At 68.9% G+C, this 16,262-nt stretch carries 12 protein-coding genes; 4 read left to right on the top strand and 8 right to left on the bottom strand.

The features are described from left to right. Positions 1-8 precede the first annotated feature (8 nt). The 7 genes from OHA19_RS29990 to OHA19_RS30020 form a co-directional block, all read right to left on the bottom strand. Positions 9-725 (bottom strand): ABC transporter ATP-binding protein, encoded by a 717-nt coding sequence (locus OHA19_RS29990; RefSeq protein ID WP_405711621.1) that lies wholly within the window; start codon positions 723-725, stop codon positions 9-11. Next, positions 722-1,615, bottom strand: a complete 894-nt coding sequence (locus OHA19_RS29995) for an ABC transporter ATP-binding protein (RefSeq protein ID WP_405711619.1) — start codon at positions 1,613-1,615, stop codon at positions 722-724. Before OHA19_RS29995 ends, OHA19_RS29990 begins: the two co-directional genes overlap by 4 nt. Beyond that, a complete protein-coding gene (locus OHA19_RS30000; RefSeq protein ID WP_405711617.1) occupies positions 1,612-3,405 on the bottom strand; it encodes a branched-chain amino acid ABC transporter permease in 1,794 nt (597 codons plus the stop codon). The genes OHA19_RS29995 and OHA19_RS30000 overlap by 4 nt, the downstream gene beginning before the upstream one ends. Before the next feature lie 5 nt (positions 3,406-3,410). Then, the gene (locus tag OHA19_RS30005) at positions 3,411-4,340 is read right to left on the bottom strand and encodes a branched-chain amino acid ABC transporter permease (protein ID WP_124718262.1); all 930 of its coding nucleotides are present in this window, start codon (positions 4,338-4,340) and stop codon (positions 3,411-3,413) included. 99 nt (positions 4,341-4,439) lie between these two features. Further along, positions 4,440-5,657 carry a branched-chain amino acid ABC transporter substrate-binding protein gene (locus tag OHA19_RS30010; RefSeq protein WP_405721350.1) on the bottom strand — a complete coding sequence of 406 codons (1,218 nt, stop codon included), beginning with the start codon at positions 5,655-5,657 and terminating at the stop codon, positions 4,440-4,442. A 649-nt stretch (positions 5,658-6,306) separates the two neighbouring features. Beyond that, positions 6,307-6,777 carry a PaaI family thioesterase gene (locus tag OHA19_RS30015; protein WP_405711614.1) on the bottom strand — a complete coding sequence of 157 codons (471 nt, stop codon included), beginning with the start codon at positions 6,775-6,777 and terminating at the stop codon, positions 6,307-6,309. Between the two features lie 112 nt (positions 6,778-6,889). Then, positions 6,890-9,166 carry an FdhF/YdeP family oxidoreductase gene (locus OHA19_RS30020; RefSeq protein ID WP_405711612.1) on the bottom strand — a complete coding sequence of 759 codons (2,277 nt, stop codon included), beginning with the start codon at positions 9,164-9,166 and terminating at the stop codon, positions 6,890-6,892. A 132-nt stretch (positions 9,167-9,298) separates the two neighbouring features. Between OHA19_RS30020 and polA the strand changes: the two genes are divergently transcribed. Continuing rightward, positions 9,299-12,010: a DNA polymerase I gene (polA, locus tag OHA19_RS30025; RefSeq protein WP_405711610.1), complete on the top strand. Its 2,712-nt coding sequence runs from the start codon at positions 9,299-9,301 to the stop codon at positions 12,008-12,010. Positions 12,011-12,094: 84 nt separating this feature from the next. Here polA and OHA19_RS30030 read toward each other — a convergent pair whose 3' ends face one another. Continuing rightward, on the bottom strand, positions 12,095-12,925 hold the full coding sequence (locus tag OHA19_RS30030) for a DUF4184 family protein (protein WP_405711608.1): 831 nt from the start codon (positions 12,923-12,925) through the stop codon (positions 12,095-12,097). Between the two features lie 195 nt (positions 12,926-13,120). Between OHA19_RS30030 and OHA19_RS30035 the strand changes: the two genes are divergently transcribed. From OHA19_RS30035 to OHA19_RS30045, 3 genes are all read left to right on the top strand, one after another. After that, complete coding sequence (locus OHA19_RS30035; RefSeq protein ID WP_405752248.1) at positions 13,121-14,866, top strand: lytic murein transglycosylase; 1,746 nt, start codon at positions 13,121-13,123, stop codon at positions 14,864-14,866. Positions 14,867-15,009: 143 nt separating this feature from the next. Then, complete coding sequence (locus OHA19_RS30040; protein WP_405711604.1) at positions 15,010-15,147, top strand: SPW_0924 family protein; 138 nt, start codon at positions 15,010-15,012, stop codon at positions 15,145-15,147. A gap of 55 nt (positions 15,148-15,202) precedes the next feature. Next, complete coding sequence (locus OHA19_RS30045) at positions 15,203-16,186, top strand: DUF3068 domain-containing protein (RefSeq protein WP_405752251.1); 984 nt, start codon at positions 15,203-15,205, stop codon at positions 16,184-16,186. Positions 16,187-16,262: the final 76 nt, after the last annotated feature.

Genomic DNA, 16,262 nt, shown 5'->3' on the forward strand with positions numbered 1-16,262 from the left:
CGTGTGTGTCAGTCCTCGCCGAGGTAGGCCTTGCGGACGGATTCGTCGTGGAGGAGGTCCGGGCCGGTGCCGGAGAGGACGATCTTGCCGACCTCCATGACGTGGCCCTGGTCGGCGAGGGAGAGTGCGGCTTGGGCGTTCTGCTCGACGAGCAGGATGGTGGTGCCCTGGGCCTTGAGTTCGACGATCGTCTGCATGATCTTCTGCATCATGATCGGGGAGAGGCCCATGGAGGGTTCGTCGAGCATCAGGAGTTTGGGCTGGCACATGAGGGCCCTGCCCATGGCGAGCATCTGCTGTTCGCCGCCCGAGAGGGTTCCGGCGGCCTGCTTGCGGCGTTCCCCGAGGATGGGGAAGAGGTCGTAGGCGCGCTGGATGTCCTTCTCGATGCCTGCCTTGTCGTTGCGGAGGTAGGCGCCGAGCTGGAGGTTCTCGGTGATGGTGAGCCGGGGGAAGATGTGGCGTCCCTCGGGGGAGTGGGCGAGGCCCAGGGCGACGACCTTGTGGGCGGGTACGTCGTTGAGTGGTTTGCCGTCGAAGACGATGCGGCCGCCGGCGGGCTTGAGCAGGCCGGAGAGGGTGCGCAGGGTGGTGGTCTTGCCGGCGCCGTTGGTGCCGATGAGGGTGACGACCTGGCCGGCTTCGACGGTGAAGGAGATGCCCTTGACGGCTTCGATCTTGCCGTAGGCGACGCGGAGGTCCTCGACCTCCAGAAGTGCGGTCATCGGGTGTCCTCCTCCTCGGTGCTGGTGGTGGCTGTTTTCGCGGCGTCGGCGTCGGCTTCGGCGGCTTCGACCTCGGCGGCTTCTTCGGCGCCGGGGGCACCTTCGAAGGGGGTGCCGAGGTAGGCGGCGACGACGCGTTCGTCGCTCTGGACTTCGGCCGGGCTGCCTTCGACGAGCTTTTCGCCCTGGACGAGGCAGGCGACGCGGTCGCAGAGGTTGAAGATGAACCGCATGTCGTGCTCGATGACGAGGACGGCGATGCCCTGGTCGCGGATGGCGAAGATGAGTTCTTCGGTGACGCGGGTTTCCTGCGGGTTCATGCCGGCGGTGGGCTCGTCGAGGAGGAGGAGTCCGGGGTCGCTGGCAAGCGCGCGGGCGATTTCCAGCTTGCGCTGGTCTCCGTAGGGGAGGTTGCGCGCGAGGTGCTCGGCCTTGTCTGCGAGGCCGATGAACTCCAGGAGTTCCATGGCGCGTTCGCGGCTGGCGTTCTCGGCCTTGGTGAAGCCGGGGAGGCGCAGGAGGGCGGACCAGAGGCCTTCTTTGGTCCTGGTGTGGCGTCCGACGAGGACGTTCTCCAGGACGGTCATGTTGGCGAAGAGCCGGATGTTCTGGAAGGTGCGGGCGATGCCTGCCTGGGTGACGAGGTGGGGCTTGGGCGGCAGGACGGTGCCCTTGTAGCTGACCTTGCCCTCGGTGGGGACGTAGAGGCCGGTGAGGCAGTTGAAGAAGGTGGTCTTGCCGGCACCGTTGGGGCCGATGAGGCCGACGATCTCGCCCGCGTTGACGGTGAGGTCGACGTTGCGTACGGCGGTGAGGCCGCCGAAGCGCATGGTGACGCCGTTGGCGTCGAGGACGGTGGTGGCGGTCTTCGTGGTGGTCATGGTGGTCACGCCCCCGCCTTGGCGATGCCGGCGGCGGTCTCTTCGGACTGTCGCGGTTCGGGTACGTCGGGCTGGTCGTTCTCGTGGAACTCGAGCTGTTTGCGGCGGTCGGCGACCAGTCCTTCGGGGCGCAGGCGCATCAGGAGGATGAGTGCGATGCCGAAGAGGAAGAGCTGGTAGTCCTGCATGAACTGGAGTTTCGCCGGGATGAGGTAGAGCAGTGCGGCGCCGACGAGGGGTCCGCTGAGGGTTCCCATGCCGCCGAGGATGACGGCGGCGAGGAGGAAGGCGGAGTTGGGGGGTACGGAGCCGGCGAACTGGTACTGCTCGGGTGTCACGGTGTAGTTGACGTGTGCCTGGACGGTTCCGGCGAGTCCGGCGAGGGTGGCGCCGAGGGCGAAGGCGAGCAGTTTGAGCCGGAAGGCGTTGATGCCCATGGCGGTGGCTGCGGTTTCGTCTTCGCGGATGGCGACCCAGGCGCGGCCGATGCGGGATTCTCCGGAGCGGCGGAAGACGAGTACGACGACGGCGGTGAAGACGAGCATCAGCAGGTAGTAGTTGGCGGACCTGCCGAGGTCGAAGCCGAGGATGTTGTGCTTGAGTCCGAAGTCGAATCCGAAGAAGTTGAGGTCGGGGATGCTGGGGATGCCCTGGGAGCCGTTGGTGAGGTCGGGTCCGCTGTTGCCGTTGAGGTTGTTCACGGTGAGGCGGAAGATTTCACCGAAGCCGAGGGTGACGATGGCGAGGTAGTCGCCGCGTAGTCGCAGGGTGGGTGCGCCGATGAGTACGCCGAAGACGAGTGAGGCTCCGGCGCCGGTGAGGACGGCGGCCCAGAAGGGGAATTCGACGCCGATGGCGGACATGGTGGAGCCGGAGACCAGGGCGGCGGCGTAGGCGCCGACGCCGAGGAAGGCGACGTATCCGAGGTCGAGGAGGCCGGCGAGGCCTACGACGACGTTGAGGCCGAGTGCGACGGTGCCGAAGATGAGGATGTTGGCGCCGATGAGCGCGTATTCCTCTTTCTGCTGGGTGAAGGGGAAGCAGACGGCTGCGACGAGGGCGGCGGCGAGTGTGATGTTGCGGTGCTTCGCGGTCAGTGCGGTGAGGCGGGAGACGAGTCCGGCCCGGTGGAGTGCGGTGAAGGCGAAGGCGACGGTGATGAGGAAGCCGATGAAGAGTTCGGTGTAGTCGGTGTCGATGCCGTAGGCGAAGACGTAGAGGCCGATGCCGAACGCGGCGACGATGATGAGGATTTCGGCCCAGGAGGGGAGGGCTTTGGCGCGGGGGGCCTGGGGGGCGCCGAGGCTGTTGCGGAAGCGCTGCCAGGCGGTAGTTCCGGTTGTGTCGAGCGGCCGGTCGCCGGGGAGGCCGAGTGCGGTGACGGCGGCGATGAGCGCGCCGATGCCGCTGACCCAGGCGCCGGGCTCCAGGTTGACGATGCCGCCGAGGTCGTAGGCGATGGCACCGAGGGTGTAGCCGGTGGTGCCGAGGGTGCCCAGGGCCAGGAGGCGGACGGGGCTGTTGGTGCCGCCGGGGGTGAGCCAGCCCAGGCCCCGGACGCCGTACCCGGACAGCGTGAGGAGCAGGGTGAGTGCGGCGCCGATGAGGGTGAGGATCTGGAGGCCGCCGGGGTAGCCGGTGACGGTGAGGTCGCCGGGGAATTCGTCGGTCCAGGTCCAGGCGAGGAAGGTGCCGGCGAGGGCGACGACGGAGCCGGTGGCGGTGCCGATGCGGGCCGCGGCGGCGGGGATCGGCAGGAAGGCGGGGCCGGGTGCGGTGGTGGTGTGGTTGGTGGTCATCCGTATCACGCCCGATCTGCGACGCGTTCGCCGAGCAGGCCCTGGGGGCGGAGGAGCAGGACGATGATGAGGAGGACGAAGGCCCATACGTCCTTCCAGGCGCCGCCGCCGAAGAGGTCCATGCCGGGGACGTTGCTCATGTAGCCGGTGGCGAGGGATTCGGCGATGCCGAGTACGACGCCGCCGAGCATGGCGCCGTAGATGTTGCCGATGCCGCCGAGTACGGCTGCGGTGAAGGCTTTGAGGCCCATGATGAAGCCCATTTTGAAGCCGATCTGGCCGTTCTTGAGCCCGTAGGCGACGGCGGCGACGGCGGCGAACGCGGCACCGATGGCGAAGGCCATGACGATGATGCGGTCGGTGTTGATGCCCATGAGCTTGGCGGTGTCGGGGTCCTGGCTGGTGGCTTGCATGCCGCGGCCGGAGCGGGTCTTGGAGACGAAGAGTCCGAGGGCGAGCATGCAGATGGGTGCGGTGATGAGGACGAAGAGGTCACCGCGTTGGATGTGGGCGCCGAAGATGTCGATCGCTTCTCCCTTGAACTGGGGGAAGGAGCGGTCCTTCTTGGCGTCGGGGTACCACTTCCAGATGGCCTGCTGGAGTGCGAGGGAGAGTCCGATCGCGGTGATCAGCGGGGCCAGTCGTGGGGCGGTGCGCAGAGGCCGGTATGCGAAGCGTTCGGCGGCTGTGCTGACGGCGACGGAGCATATGACGCCGCCGATGATCATGAGAGGGATGATCGCGAGGAGGGAGACACCGGCCGGCATCCAGAGGTACACGGTGAGAGCTCCGAAGCCTCCGATCATGAAGATCTCGCCGTGGGCGAAGTTGATGAGCTGGATGATTCCGTAGACCATCGTGTAGCCGATCGCGATGAGACCGTACATCGCGCCGAGGATGAGTCCATTGGCCAGCTGTTGCGGCAGTTCGTTCACCGCAGGGCCTCCGTGGAGTGGTTCGGATATGGCACCGCGCGGGAGCGCTGGTAGCGCTCCCGCGCGGTCTGGTGTGGGTCAGTGTGGCCCGGGAGCTTGTTACGGCTTGTAGGCCTCGCTGAGCTTGGAGGTCCACTTGCCGCCGTCGACCTGGTAGGCGGTCATCATGGTGTTGGTGGTGTCGCCGTATTCGTCGAAGGAGACGGGGCCGGTGACGCCGTCGAACTTGACCTTGGCCATGGCCGCGAGGACCTTGGTGCGGGCGTCGTCGCCGGTGGGGAGCTTGCCGCCGTTGTCGGCGACGGCGATCTTGACGGCTTCGATGATCGACCAGGTGGCGTCGTAGGTGCCGCCGCCGTAGGCCTCGTAGGCGTCCTTGTATCCGGCGGTCTTGTAGTCGGCGATGAACTTCTTGGCCGAGTCGAGTTCCTCGACGGGCTTGCCGACGGAGGTGGCGATGTCGCCCTGGGCCTTCTTGTTGAGCTTGATGAAGTCGGCGCTGTACATGCCGTCGCCGCCCATGAGGGGGATCTGGACGCTGTCCTTGAGCTGCTGGCTCAGGGGTGCGCCGGCGGGGTATTCGCCGCCGTAGTAGACGGCCTTGGCGCCGGACTTCTTGACCTTGGTGACGACGGCGTTGAAGTCGCGGTCGTCGGGGTTGACGTGGTCGGATCCGGCGATCTTGCCGCCGAGGGTGGTGAAGGTGTTCTTGAAGGAGGCGGCGAGACCGGCGCCGTAGGGCTTCTGGTCGTCGATGAGGTAGACCTGCTTGATCTTCGCGTTGTTGTAGAGGTACTTCGCTGCGAAGGCGCCCTGGATCTGGTCCGTGGTGGCGGTGCGGAAGTAGGTCTTGAAGGGGCGCTTCTTGTCGCCGGTCTTCCAGTTCTCGCCCTGGGTGAGCTCGGTGCCGGTGTTGGCGGGGGAGACCTGGGTGAGGTTGGCGTCGTTGAGCGGCTTCTGCATCGACTGGGAGACGCCGGAGTTCAGGGGGCCGACGACGCCGACGACGGTTTCGTCGTCGATGAACTTCTGGGCGTTCTGCTGGCCGACGGAGGGCTGTGCCTGGTCGTCGAGGGGCTTGACCTCGAATTTGATGCCGGGGACGGTCTTTTCCTTGTTGGCCGTCTTGGCGGCGAGGTCGGCGGAGTTCTTGATGCCGAGGCCGAGGGCGGACAGGTCGCCGGTGATCGGGGCGTCGACGCCGATGACGACGGTCTGGGTGTCGCCGTCGCCGCTGCTCTTCTTGCTGTCGTCGCGCGACCCGCAGGCGGTGAGGGTGAGTGCTCCGGTCGTGAGCACGGTGGTGAGTATGAGCAAAGAACGGTGTCGCACGAAAGGTCCTTTCCCTGGCGCGGCCTCCTCTGCTTGAGGTGCCGTGACGTTCGCCGGGCCGTACTGGGGTGGTACAGGGCCGTGCTGCAGACGTGCCCGGCGGCGCGGTGACTGGCGGTGACTCTAGGCGCAGGTGTGGGGGTCCGGGATGGGTCCGCCGCAGGATGTGACTGTCTTGTTATGCCGTTGAGGAAGGCTTGAGGTGGCTGTGCGGACATGTACGGCTTTTTACCGGACGGTGAAGTGACCGCATTGTGAGAACGCGCAGCTCTGCTAAGGGGCTTGAGGTGATCTTGCTGCTGTCGTGCGAGGTGGGGCGGGGTGCGGTGCGCGCGGGCATGGCGAGGAGCCCGGCGGCTTTGCGGCCGGGTGCGTGGGGTCGCGTGGGGGTGTCCGCGGACCGGGTGGTGATTACGCAGTGTCACATCAGGGGTGATGTGATCGACGCGGTGTGGTGCGTGTGGGGTGCCGAGTTGGCCACACAACACTGGTTTCGGTCAAGGGAGTTGGCGGTTTCGTTTGCCAAGTGTGGCTGGTGTGCGGGTGGTTGTGGCCGGGTATGGCGCTGCCCGGCCGGATTGTGTTCCGGCCGGGCAGTGGGTTCGTGGTGTGCTGTGCGGTGTGTTCCGGCCCGTCAGGCGGCTTCGGTCCGGGGGGCGTCGCGGAGCAGGCAGGTGAGGCGTGCGGTGCAGACCCGCTTGTCCTGTTCGTCGGTGATGACGATCTCGTAGGTGGCGGTGGAGCGGCCGCGGTGTACGGGGGTGGCGACGCCCGTGACGAGTCCGCTGCGTACGCCGCGGTGGTGGGTGCAGTTCAGGTCGACGCCGACGGCGAGCTTGGTGACGCCGCCGTGGAGCATGGAGCCGACGGAGCCGAGGGTCTCGGCGAGTACGGCGGAGGCGCCGCCGTGCAGCAGTCCGTAGGGCTGGGTGTTGCCCTCGACGGGCATGGTGCCCACGACGCGGTCCGCGGAGGCTTCGACGATGGTGACGCCCATGCGTTCGCCGAGGTGGCCGGCGGAGAAGAGGGCGGGCAGGTCGACGCCGAGGGCGGCGTACTCGTCGATGATCTCCTGGGGGAACTTGGGTGCGGTGTGCTCGCCCATGGGTCCGGCTCCGATCGTCTGCGATGGTTCACTGCTTCATTGCTGTGCGCATCGTTCTTATCAGACGACTGAGCGGACGCTTAGGGACTGTGCGGTCGGTCACGCGGTCCGGTCATGCGGTGGTGTTCTCGAAGCGGACGACGACCGATTTGCTGGCCGGGGTGTTGCTGGTGTCGGCGGTGGAGCCGAGGGGGACCAGCACATTGGTCTCCGGGTAGTAGGCGGCGGCGCAGCCCCGGGCAGTCGGGTAGTGCACGATGCGGAAGCCGGGGGCCCGGCGTTCCACGCCGTCCTTCCATTCGCTGACGAGGTCGGTGTACGCGCCGTCGGTCAGGCCGAGGGTGTGGGCGTCGTCGGGGTTGACCAGGACGACGCGGCGGCCGCCCTTGATGCCGCGGTAGCGGTCGTCGAGGCCGTAGATGGTGGTGTTGTACTGGTCGTGGGAGCGCAGGGTCTGCAACAGCAGTCTGCCTTCGGGGAGTTCGGGGTACTCGACGGGGGCGGCGGTGAAGTTGGCCCTGCCGGTCGCGGTGGGGAAGCGGCGTTCGTCGCGCGGGGCGTGGGGGAGGGTGAAGCCGCCGGGGTGTGCGACGCGGGCGTTGAAGTCCTCGAAGCCGGGGACGACGCGGGAGATGCGGTCGCGGATCGTCGCGTAGTCCTGCTCGAACTCTTCCCAGGGGGTGCGTGATCCGGGGCCGAGGACGGCGCGCGCGAGGCGGGCGACGATGGCGGGTTCGGAGAGCAGGTGGGGGCTCGCGGGGGTGAGGTTGCCGCGTGAGGCGTGGACCATGCTCATGGAGTCCTCGACGGTGACGAACTGCTTGCCGCTCGCCTGGATGTCCTTGTCGGTGCGGCCCAGGGTCGGGAGGATCAGTGCGCGGGTGCCGGTCACGGCGTGCGAGCGGTTGACCTTGGTGGAGACGTGGACGGTGAGGCGGGCGCGGCGCATGGCGGCCTCGGTGACGTCCGTGTCGGGGGTGGCTGCGACGAAGTTGCCGCCCATGGCGAAGAAGACCTTGGCGTCGCCGTCGCGAAGGGCCTGGATGGAGCGGACGACGTCGTAGCCGTGGTGGCGGGGTGAGGTGATTCCGAATTCCGCGTCGAGGGCGTCGAGGAAGGCGGGGGCGGGGCGTTCGAAGATGCCCATGGTGCGGTCGCCCTGCACGTTGGAGTGGCCACGGACCGGGCAGACCCCGGCGCCGGGGCGGCCGATGTTGCCCCGCAGGAGCAGGAAGTTGACGACTTCGCGGATGGTCGGCACGGAGTGCTTGTGCTGGGTGAGGCCCATGGCCCAGCAGACGATGGTGCGTTTGGAGGCGAGGACCATGGCCAGGGCCTTTTCGATGGTCTCGCGGTCGAGGCCGGTGGCGGTGAGGGTCTCGTTCCAGTCGGCCTCGCGGGCGGCGGTGGCGAATTCGTCGTAGCCGTGGGTGTGCTCCCGTACGAAGGTGTCGTCGACGGCGCCGTCGGTCTCCAGGATCATTTTGTTCAGGAGCCGGAAGAGGGCCTGGTCGCCGCCGATCCGGATCTGCAGGAAGAGGTCGTTGAGCGCGGCGCCCTTGATCATGCCGAGCGGGGTCTGCGGGTTCTTGAACCGCTCCAGGCCGGCTTCGGGGAGCGGATTCACCGAAATGATCTTTGCTCCGGCCGCTTTGGCCTTCTCCAGGGCGGAGAGCATCCGGGGGTGGTTCGTGCCGGGGTTCTGCCCCGCGACGATGATCAGGTCGGCCTGGTGGAGGTCCTCCAGGGAGACGCTGCCCTTGCCGATGCCGATGGTCTCCGTCAGTGCGGAGCCGGAGGACTCGTGGCACATGTTGGAGCAGTCGGGGAGGTTGTTGGTGCCGAACTCCCGGGCGAACAGCTGGAGCAGGAACGCGGCCTCGTTGCTGGTGCGGCCCGAGGTGTAGAAGAGGGCCTCGTCGGGGGAGCCGAGTGCGCTCAGCTCCTCGGCGATGATGGCGAAGGCGCGCTCCCAGGTGACGGCCTCGTACCGTTCGGCGCCTTCGGGAAGGTACATCGGCTGGGTGATCCGGCCCTGCTGGCCCAGCCAGTAGCCGCTGCGGCTGGCGAGGTCGGCGACCGGGTGCGCGGCGAAGAAGTCGGGGGTGACCCGGCGCAGTGTCGCTTCCTCGGCGACGGCCTTGGCGCCGTTCTCGCAGAATTCCGCCGTGTGCCGTTCGTCGCCCTCGGGCCAGGCGCAGCCGGGGCAGTCGAAGCCGTTCTTCTGGTTGACCTTGAGGAGGGTCTGCGCGGTGCGCCGTACGCCCATCTGCTGCTGTGCGATGAGCAGGCTGTGGGCGACGGCGGGCAGCCCGGCGGCGGAGTGCTGGGCCGGCTCGACCCGCGGCGCGTCCTGGACCGGATCTCCTGTGGGCGGCTTGGTGGCCATTGCGTGCTCCCCTTTGAGCTGCCGATGTTCCTTTTCCGATCCTGTCACGCGGCGCTGACACGTGGCAGTGACGGGGAGAGTGCCGAGCCGGGCCGGTCGGGAATGTCAGTGGTCCGTGGCAGGATCGGGGGCGTGGCTGAGACGGCATCGAAGAAGACGGCAGACAACCGACCGCGCCTGCTCCTGATGGACGGGCACTCCCTGGCGTACCGGGCGTTCTTTGCGCTGCCTGCGGAGAATTTCACGACAGGGTCGGGGCAGCCGACGAACGCGGTGTACGGCTTCGCGTCGATGCTCGCGAACACGCTGCGTGACGAGGCGCCGACGCATTTCGCGGTGGCGTTCGATGTCTCCCGCAAGACCTGGCGCTCGCAGGAGTTCCCGGAGTACAAGGCGAACCGCTCGAAGACGCCGGACGAGTTCCGTGGGCAGGTCGAGCTGATCGGTGAGCTGCTGGACGCGATGCGTGCGGACCGTTTCGCGGTCGACGGTTTCGAGGCGGACGATGTCATCGCCACGCTGGCCACGCAGGCCGAGGCGGCGGGTTTCGAGGTGCTGATCGTCACCGGTGACCGGGATTCGTTCCAGTTGATCACGGACAACATCACCGTGCTGTACCCGACGAAGGGCGTCTCGGAGCTGACGCGGTTCACCCCGGCGAAGGTCGAGGAGAAGTACGGGCTCACGCCGCAGCAGTACCCGGACTTCGCGGCGCTGCGCGGTGACCCGTCGGACAACCTCCCGGGCATCCCCGGGGTGGGTGAGAAGACCGCCGCGAAGTGGATCAATCAGTTCGGTTCGTTCGCCGAGCTGGTCGAGCGGGCCGAGGAGGTCAAGGGCAAGGCCGGCCAGAATTTCCGGGACCATCTGGACGCGGTGCGACTGAACCGCAGGCTGACCGAGATGGTCCGTGACGTGGAGCTGCCGAAGACCCCGCAGGACCTGGAGCGCGCCCCGTACGACCGCACGGCGGTGACGGGTGTGCTGGACGTCCTGGAGATCCGTAACCCGAGCCTGCGGGAGCGGCTGCTGGCCGTCGACCCGGGCGCGGCCGAGGACGAGGCCCCGGCGCCCGCCGCGGGTGTCGAGCTGGACGGTGCGGTGCTGGGCGCGGGTGAGCTCGCGCCGTGGCTCGCCGAGCACGGCGGGCAGCCGCTCGGCGTGGCCACGGTCGACACCTGGGCGGTGGGCAGTGGTGCGGTCACCGAGGTCGCGCTGGCGGCGGCGGACGGGGCGGCGGCCTGGTTCGACCCGGCCGCGCTCGACGAGGGCGACGAGCAGGCGTTCGCCGCGTGGATCGCGGACGCGGAGCGGCCCAAGGTCATGCACAACGCGAAGAGCGCGATGCGGGTCTTCCCCGAGCACGGCTGGCAGGTCGAGGGCGTCACGATGGACACGGCGCTGGCCGCCTATCTGGTCAAGCCCGGCCGTCGTTCCTTCGCGCTGGACGCGCTGGCGGTGGAGTATCTGGGCCGTGAGCTGGCTCCCGCCGCGGCGTCCGACGGGCAGCTCGCCTTCGGCGCGGACGACCAGGCCGAGGCGGAGTCCCTGATGGCGCAGGCCCGTGCGGTCCTCGACCTGGGCGACGCGTTCACCACGCGGCTGGCGGAGGTCGGTGCGGCCGGGCTGCTGCACGACATGGAGCTGCCGACGTCCGTGCTGCTGGCCCGTCTGGAGCGGCACGGCATCGCCGCCGACCGGGCCCATCTGGAAGGCATGGAGCAGCAGTTCGCCGGTGCGGTGCAGCAGGCGGTGAAGGAGGCGCACGCCGCGGTCGGCCGCGAGTTCAACCTCGGCTCGCCCAAGCAGCTCCAGGAGGTCCTCTTCGGTGAGCTGGGCCTGCCGAAGACGAAGAAGACGAAGACCGGGTACACCACGGACGCGGACGCGCTGGCCTGGCTCGCCGCGCAGACCGAGCACGAGCTGCCGGTGATCATGCTGCGCCACCGTGAGCAGGCCAAGCTGCGGGTCACGGTCGAGGGCCTGATCAAGACGATCGCGGCGGACGGCCGTATCCACACCACGTTCAACCAGACGGTGGCGGCGACGGGACGGCTCTCGTCCACGGACCCCAACCTGCAGAACATCCCGGTCCGTACGGACGAGGGCCGGGCCATCCGCCGCGGCTTCGTCGTCGGCGAGGGTTTCGAGACGCTGATGACGGCCGACTACAGCCAGATCGAACTGCGGGTGATGGCCCACCTCTCGGAGGACGCCGGCCTGATCGAGGCGTTCACCTCCGGCGAGGACCTGCACACCACGGTCGCCTCGCAGGTCTTCGGCGTCGACAAGCCGGCCGTCGACCCGGAGATGCGCCGCAAGATCAAGGCCATGAGCTACGGACTGGCGTACGGGCTCTCCGCGTTCGGCCTCTCCCAGCAGCTGAACATCGAGGCGGGCGAGGCCCGGGGCCTGATGGACACCTACTTCGAGCGGTTCGGCGGAGTGCGTGACTATCTGCACCGGGTGGTGGAGGAGGCCAGGGCCACGGGATACACGGAGACGGTCTTCGGCCGCCGCCGTTACCTCCCCGACCTCAACAGCGACAACCGCCAGCGCCGCGAGATGGCCGAGCGGATGGCACTCAACGCACCGATCCAGGGCACGGCCGCGGACATCGTCAAGGTCGCCATGCTCCAGGTCGACCGGGCGCTGACCGAGGCGAAGCTGAAGTCGCGGATGCTGCTCCAGGTCCATGACGAAATCGTGCTGGAGATCGCCGAGGGCGAGCGGACGCAGGTCGAGGAGATCGTGCGCCACGAGATGTCCACGGCCGTGCAGTTGCGCGCCCCGCTGGATGTCTCGGTGGGCGTCGGTACGGACTGGGAGTCCGCGGCGCACTGACCCTGCGAGGGCGCCGGACGGACGGGCGGGGCGCAGAACGGGCGGGCCGGGGCGAGCGATGCCCCGAGCCCGGCCCGGCCCGCCCTAGGACCGTCCGGTGAACACGGGTGCGGCGGGGCGCGGTCGCCGCATCCGCAGCCGCATCCATGCCCCGTACAGCACCAGGCCCACCGCCAGGCCCGCCCCGGCGCCGAAGCAGGCGGTCGGGATGATGTCCAGCGGGGTGTCGATGTGCCCGAAGTACGCGTACCAGCGCGCGCACCGGTGGACGACGCCGAGCAGTACGCAGACGCTCAGCAGCGCCCCTGCCGCCCACCGGCCCCGACGGTCCAGCACCGGCACCGACGGCGGGGCCGGGTGAGCTCCGGTCCCGTGCAGCCCCGACGCCACGAACCAGGTGAGCACGGCCAGGGCCACCGCCGAACTGCCGTACTGCACCAGCTGGAACACCGGGAACGCGCCGACGCTCAGGTCGAGCACCGGCACCAGGCGCACACCCCACCGGTCGTGATGGGTGAAGGCGTCCCAGACGATATGGGTGGCGGCCCCGATCATCGCCGACACCACGAACCCCGCGGCCTCCCGGACACCCCGGGCCGAGGGCCGTCCCCGTACGAACGCGTGGACACGCCCCTGCCAGGTCAGCGGCAGCAGTGCCACCAGCGGTTCGCGCAGCACCAGCCACAACGCCACCACGGCTGCGGTGATCAGCACATCGACGGTGAGCACGCCCCACACCGAGTGGGTGACCTGCCCGAACTCCATGGCGCCGGGGATCGCGGTGTCCGCGTAGTACGTCATGTCGGGGGCGAACGAACCCGCGACGAGGGCCGAGGCGAACAGTGGCCCACGCGCCGTCCCGTCCCGCCGCATTCCGGGCAGCACGGCGGCGGCATGACTCAGTGTGAACGGCATGGCGGCAAGTATGCGCGAGCCGCCGAGGCCTGCCGTGCCCCGTTCGGCCACCGCCGTACAACTTGCCGTCGGGAACGTGAAAAACAGGTAAGAACCGGTCAGTGCGCAGTGTCCCGGCGGCACAAGTTGCCGTAGGGTCGCCTGAGTCCTGTCGCTGGGGAGCGGGGACTGTCTCGAAGGGGAGGGGCCTGAGGTATGGCAGCGCAATTCGGTCGCCGGCTTCGCAAGGGGGCGACCACCACCGCCGTGGCCGCCGTTGCCGTGGCGGCGCTCTCCGCCTCGGGGGCCCCGGGCGCCACGCTGGTCACCGGGAGCGACGACCCGCAGACCACCGGGTCGACACCGCCGCCCGACGACAGCGCGGCCACCGGCAACTCGCCGTACTACACGGACCTGCCCCCGCTGAACACCCCCGACAAGCCTGGCACGTCCACGAATCTGCCCGTCACCGGCAGTGCGGAATCCGGCATCCCGGCTTCGATCCTGGCCGCGTACAAGAAGGCCGAGGGGACCGTCGCCGACAGCGACGCCGCCTGCCGGCTGCCGTGGCAACTGCTCGCCGCGATCGGCAAGGTCGAGTCCGGCCAGGCCCGCGGCGGCCGGGTCGACGCGAACGGCACCACGTTCGCGCCGATCCTCGGCCCGGTCCTCGACGGCCGGGGCTTCGCCATGATCAAGGACACCGACAACGGGGCGTACGACGGGGACTCGACCCACGACCGCGCCGTCGGCCCGATGCAGTTCATCCCGTCCACCTGGGCGAGCTGGGGCCAGGACGGCAACGGTGACGGTCGCAAGGACCCCAACAACATCTACGACGCGGCGCTCGCCGCCGGACGCTACCTCTGCGCCGGCTCCCGCGATCTTTCGCTCGCCGCGGACCTCGACCGGGCGGTGCTGAGCTACAACCACTCGGACGCCTATCTGCGTACCGTCCGCTCGTGGTTCGAGTACTACAAGCGCGGCACCCACGAGATTCCCGACGGGACCGGTGCCGTCCCGCCCGGCCTCGGCAGCGGTACGGACCGTGACTCCGGCAGCCCGAGCCCGTCGCCCTCACCGTCCGGCTCCGGGAAGCCGAAGCCGGGCCCCGGGCCCTCGAAGCCGGGTGGCGGCGGATCGACCCCGACCCCCGAGCCGACGCCCACCCCCACGCCGTCCAAGACCCTCGCGGCCGTGGAGAACGCAGGCACGGGCACGCTGGCGGCCACCGCGGGCGACGCCTTCGCCGAGCGGATCAAGGCCCGGGCCAAGAACAGCCTCGGCGGCCCGCTCGCCAAGGTGCCGGTGACCTTCACCGTCACCGGTGACACCGATGCCGCCTTCGACGGCGGGAAGAAGGCGGTCACCCTGCTGACCGGCGCCGACGGAAAGGTCACCGCGCCGGTGCTGAAGGCGGGCGAGAAGGCCGGGAAGTTCACGGTGCGGGCCGTCGCCACCGGCACCTCGCTGCCCCCCGTCACCTACGGCGCGACCGTCACCGCCCGCCGGGCCGACGCGATCGCCAGGACCGACGAGAAGGTGCTGACCGCGGCGCCCGGCGCCGAGTTCGCCGACGTCGTCGAGGTCAAGGCCACCTACAAGGGCGCGGTCGCGGCGGGTGTCGCCGTCACCGCCACCATGATCACCGACGACGAGAAGCCGGTCGAGAACGACAAGGGCCCCTATTTCAAGGACGCCGACGGCAAGACGGTCCGTACCCTCACGGGGCTGAAGACCGGCGCCGACGGCGCCCTGAAGCTGCCCAGGATCTACGCAGACGGCACCGCCGGGACCTACAAGCTGCGCCTCACCACCGAGGGCGGCGCCACGGTCGTCGTCGAGTTGAAGGTCGAGGCATCCGATGCCTCGGAGACGCCCGATCCGTCCGGGACGCCCGACGCCTCCGCGACGCCTGAGCCCTCCAGGACGCCCGAGGCGACCGAAGCGCCCTCCGCCTGACCCCGCTCCTGCGTACGTCGCAACAGCCCCTTTGCCACCACCCGGCAGAGGGGCTGTTCTACGTGTTCTCATCTCGCGCCCGCGTTGCTACGGTGCCTCAACCCTGACGGCCCATCAGATCCGTACTCTCCGGGAGGACCGGCATGCGTGCTCTCGTCGCCGCCGCCATCGGGCTGGCCGCAGCCCTCGCGCTCGTCTTCACCATCACGGCGATAGGCGCCCCGCCCGGAGAGACCTCGCCCAAACCCCTGCTGACCACCGTCCCGGGCCACAAGAACTAGTGCCCCTCTCCGGCACTGACCACCGGAAGCAACCGAAGCCGAGGGAGGCACCCACATGCGCCGCCGAGCCAGCCTCGTACTCCTGGCGTTCGCCGTATTCTTCGCCGCCATGTCGCCACTGATGCGCTGGTACGCCTTCCCCAGGCTGGCGAAGATCCCGCCCAGCCAGTACCAGGAGACGGTGCTGGAGGCGAAGCCCGCCACCCTCCTCGACTACAACGACAACATGAAGGTGAAGACGGTCCCCAAGGTCACCATCGTGCAGACCCTCAAGGGCAACGTCGAGGAGTCCGAGAAGATCGAGCGCAGCGCCGGCCGCGACGTCGTCGTCTGGGACGCCCTCAGCTTCGTGGTCGGCCCGGACGGCAAGATGGTCTCCGAGATCCCCGAGCGCTACATCTTCGACGCCCACAGCCAGGCCCCCGTCCACGCCACCGGCGAAATGGTCGACGGCGACCCGGTCAGGCGCGAGGGCATCGAGTTCAAGTGGCCCTTCCTCACCGAGAAGCGCGACTACGAGTACTTCGACGCCCAGGCCCGCACCAGCTCGCCCATCCACTACAAGGGCACCCGCACCTTCCACGGCATGGACGTCTACTACTTCGAGCAGACCGTCCCGTGGACCAAGGTCCCGATGCCGAAGAAGATGCCGATCAAGGGCGTCAGCCCGGAGCAGATCGCGAAGACGGGCATGACCCGCTGGTACACCACCAAGCGGATGTTCTGGGTGGACCCGGTCACCGGAGCGCCGGTCAACGGCGAGGAGATCCACAAGGAGGAGCTGCGCAACGCCAGGAAGATGGGGATGCCGCAGGACACCATGACCGTGTTCGCCGGGCACGTGAAGATGCGCCCGGACTACGTCGAATCGATCGTCGACCTGGTCAAGTCCCAGCGCCTGCTGGTCCTGCTCCTCACCTCGTACCTGCCCTGGGGCTTCCTGGTCCTCGGCGCCGGACTGCTCGCCCTCGCCCTGTGGCTGGAGGCCCGCTCCCGGCGCCCGGCCGCGACACCGGACCCCGCCCCTGCTCCCGCTTGAGCCGCGCCCCGGAGGGTCCGGCGGCAGGCTTCGCGGCGTCGCGGGGGCACGCGCCTCGCGGCGTTGTCGTCGATCA

Origin of the sequence: Streptomyces sp. NBC_00012 (assembly GCF_045040875.1) — a bacterium.
GTDB lineage: Bacteria > Actinomycetota > Actinomycetes > Streptomycetales > Streptomycetaceae > Streptomyces.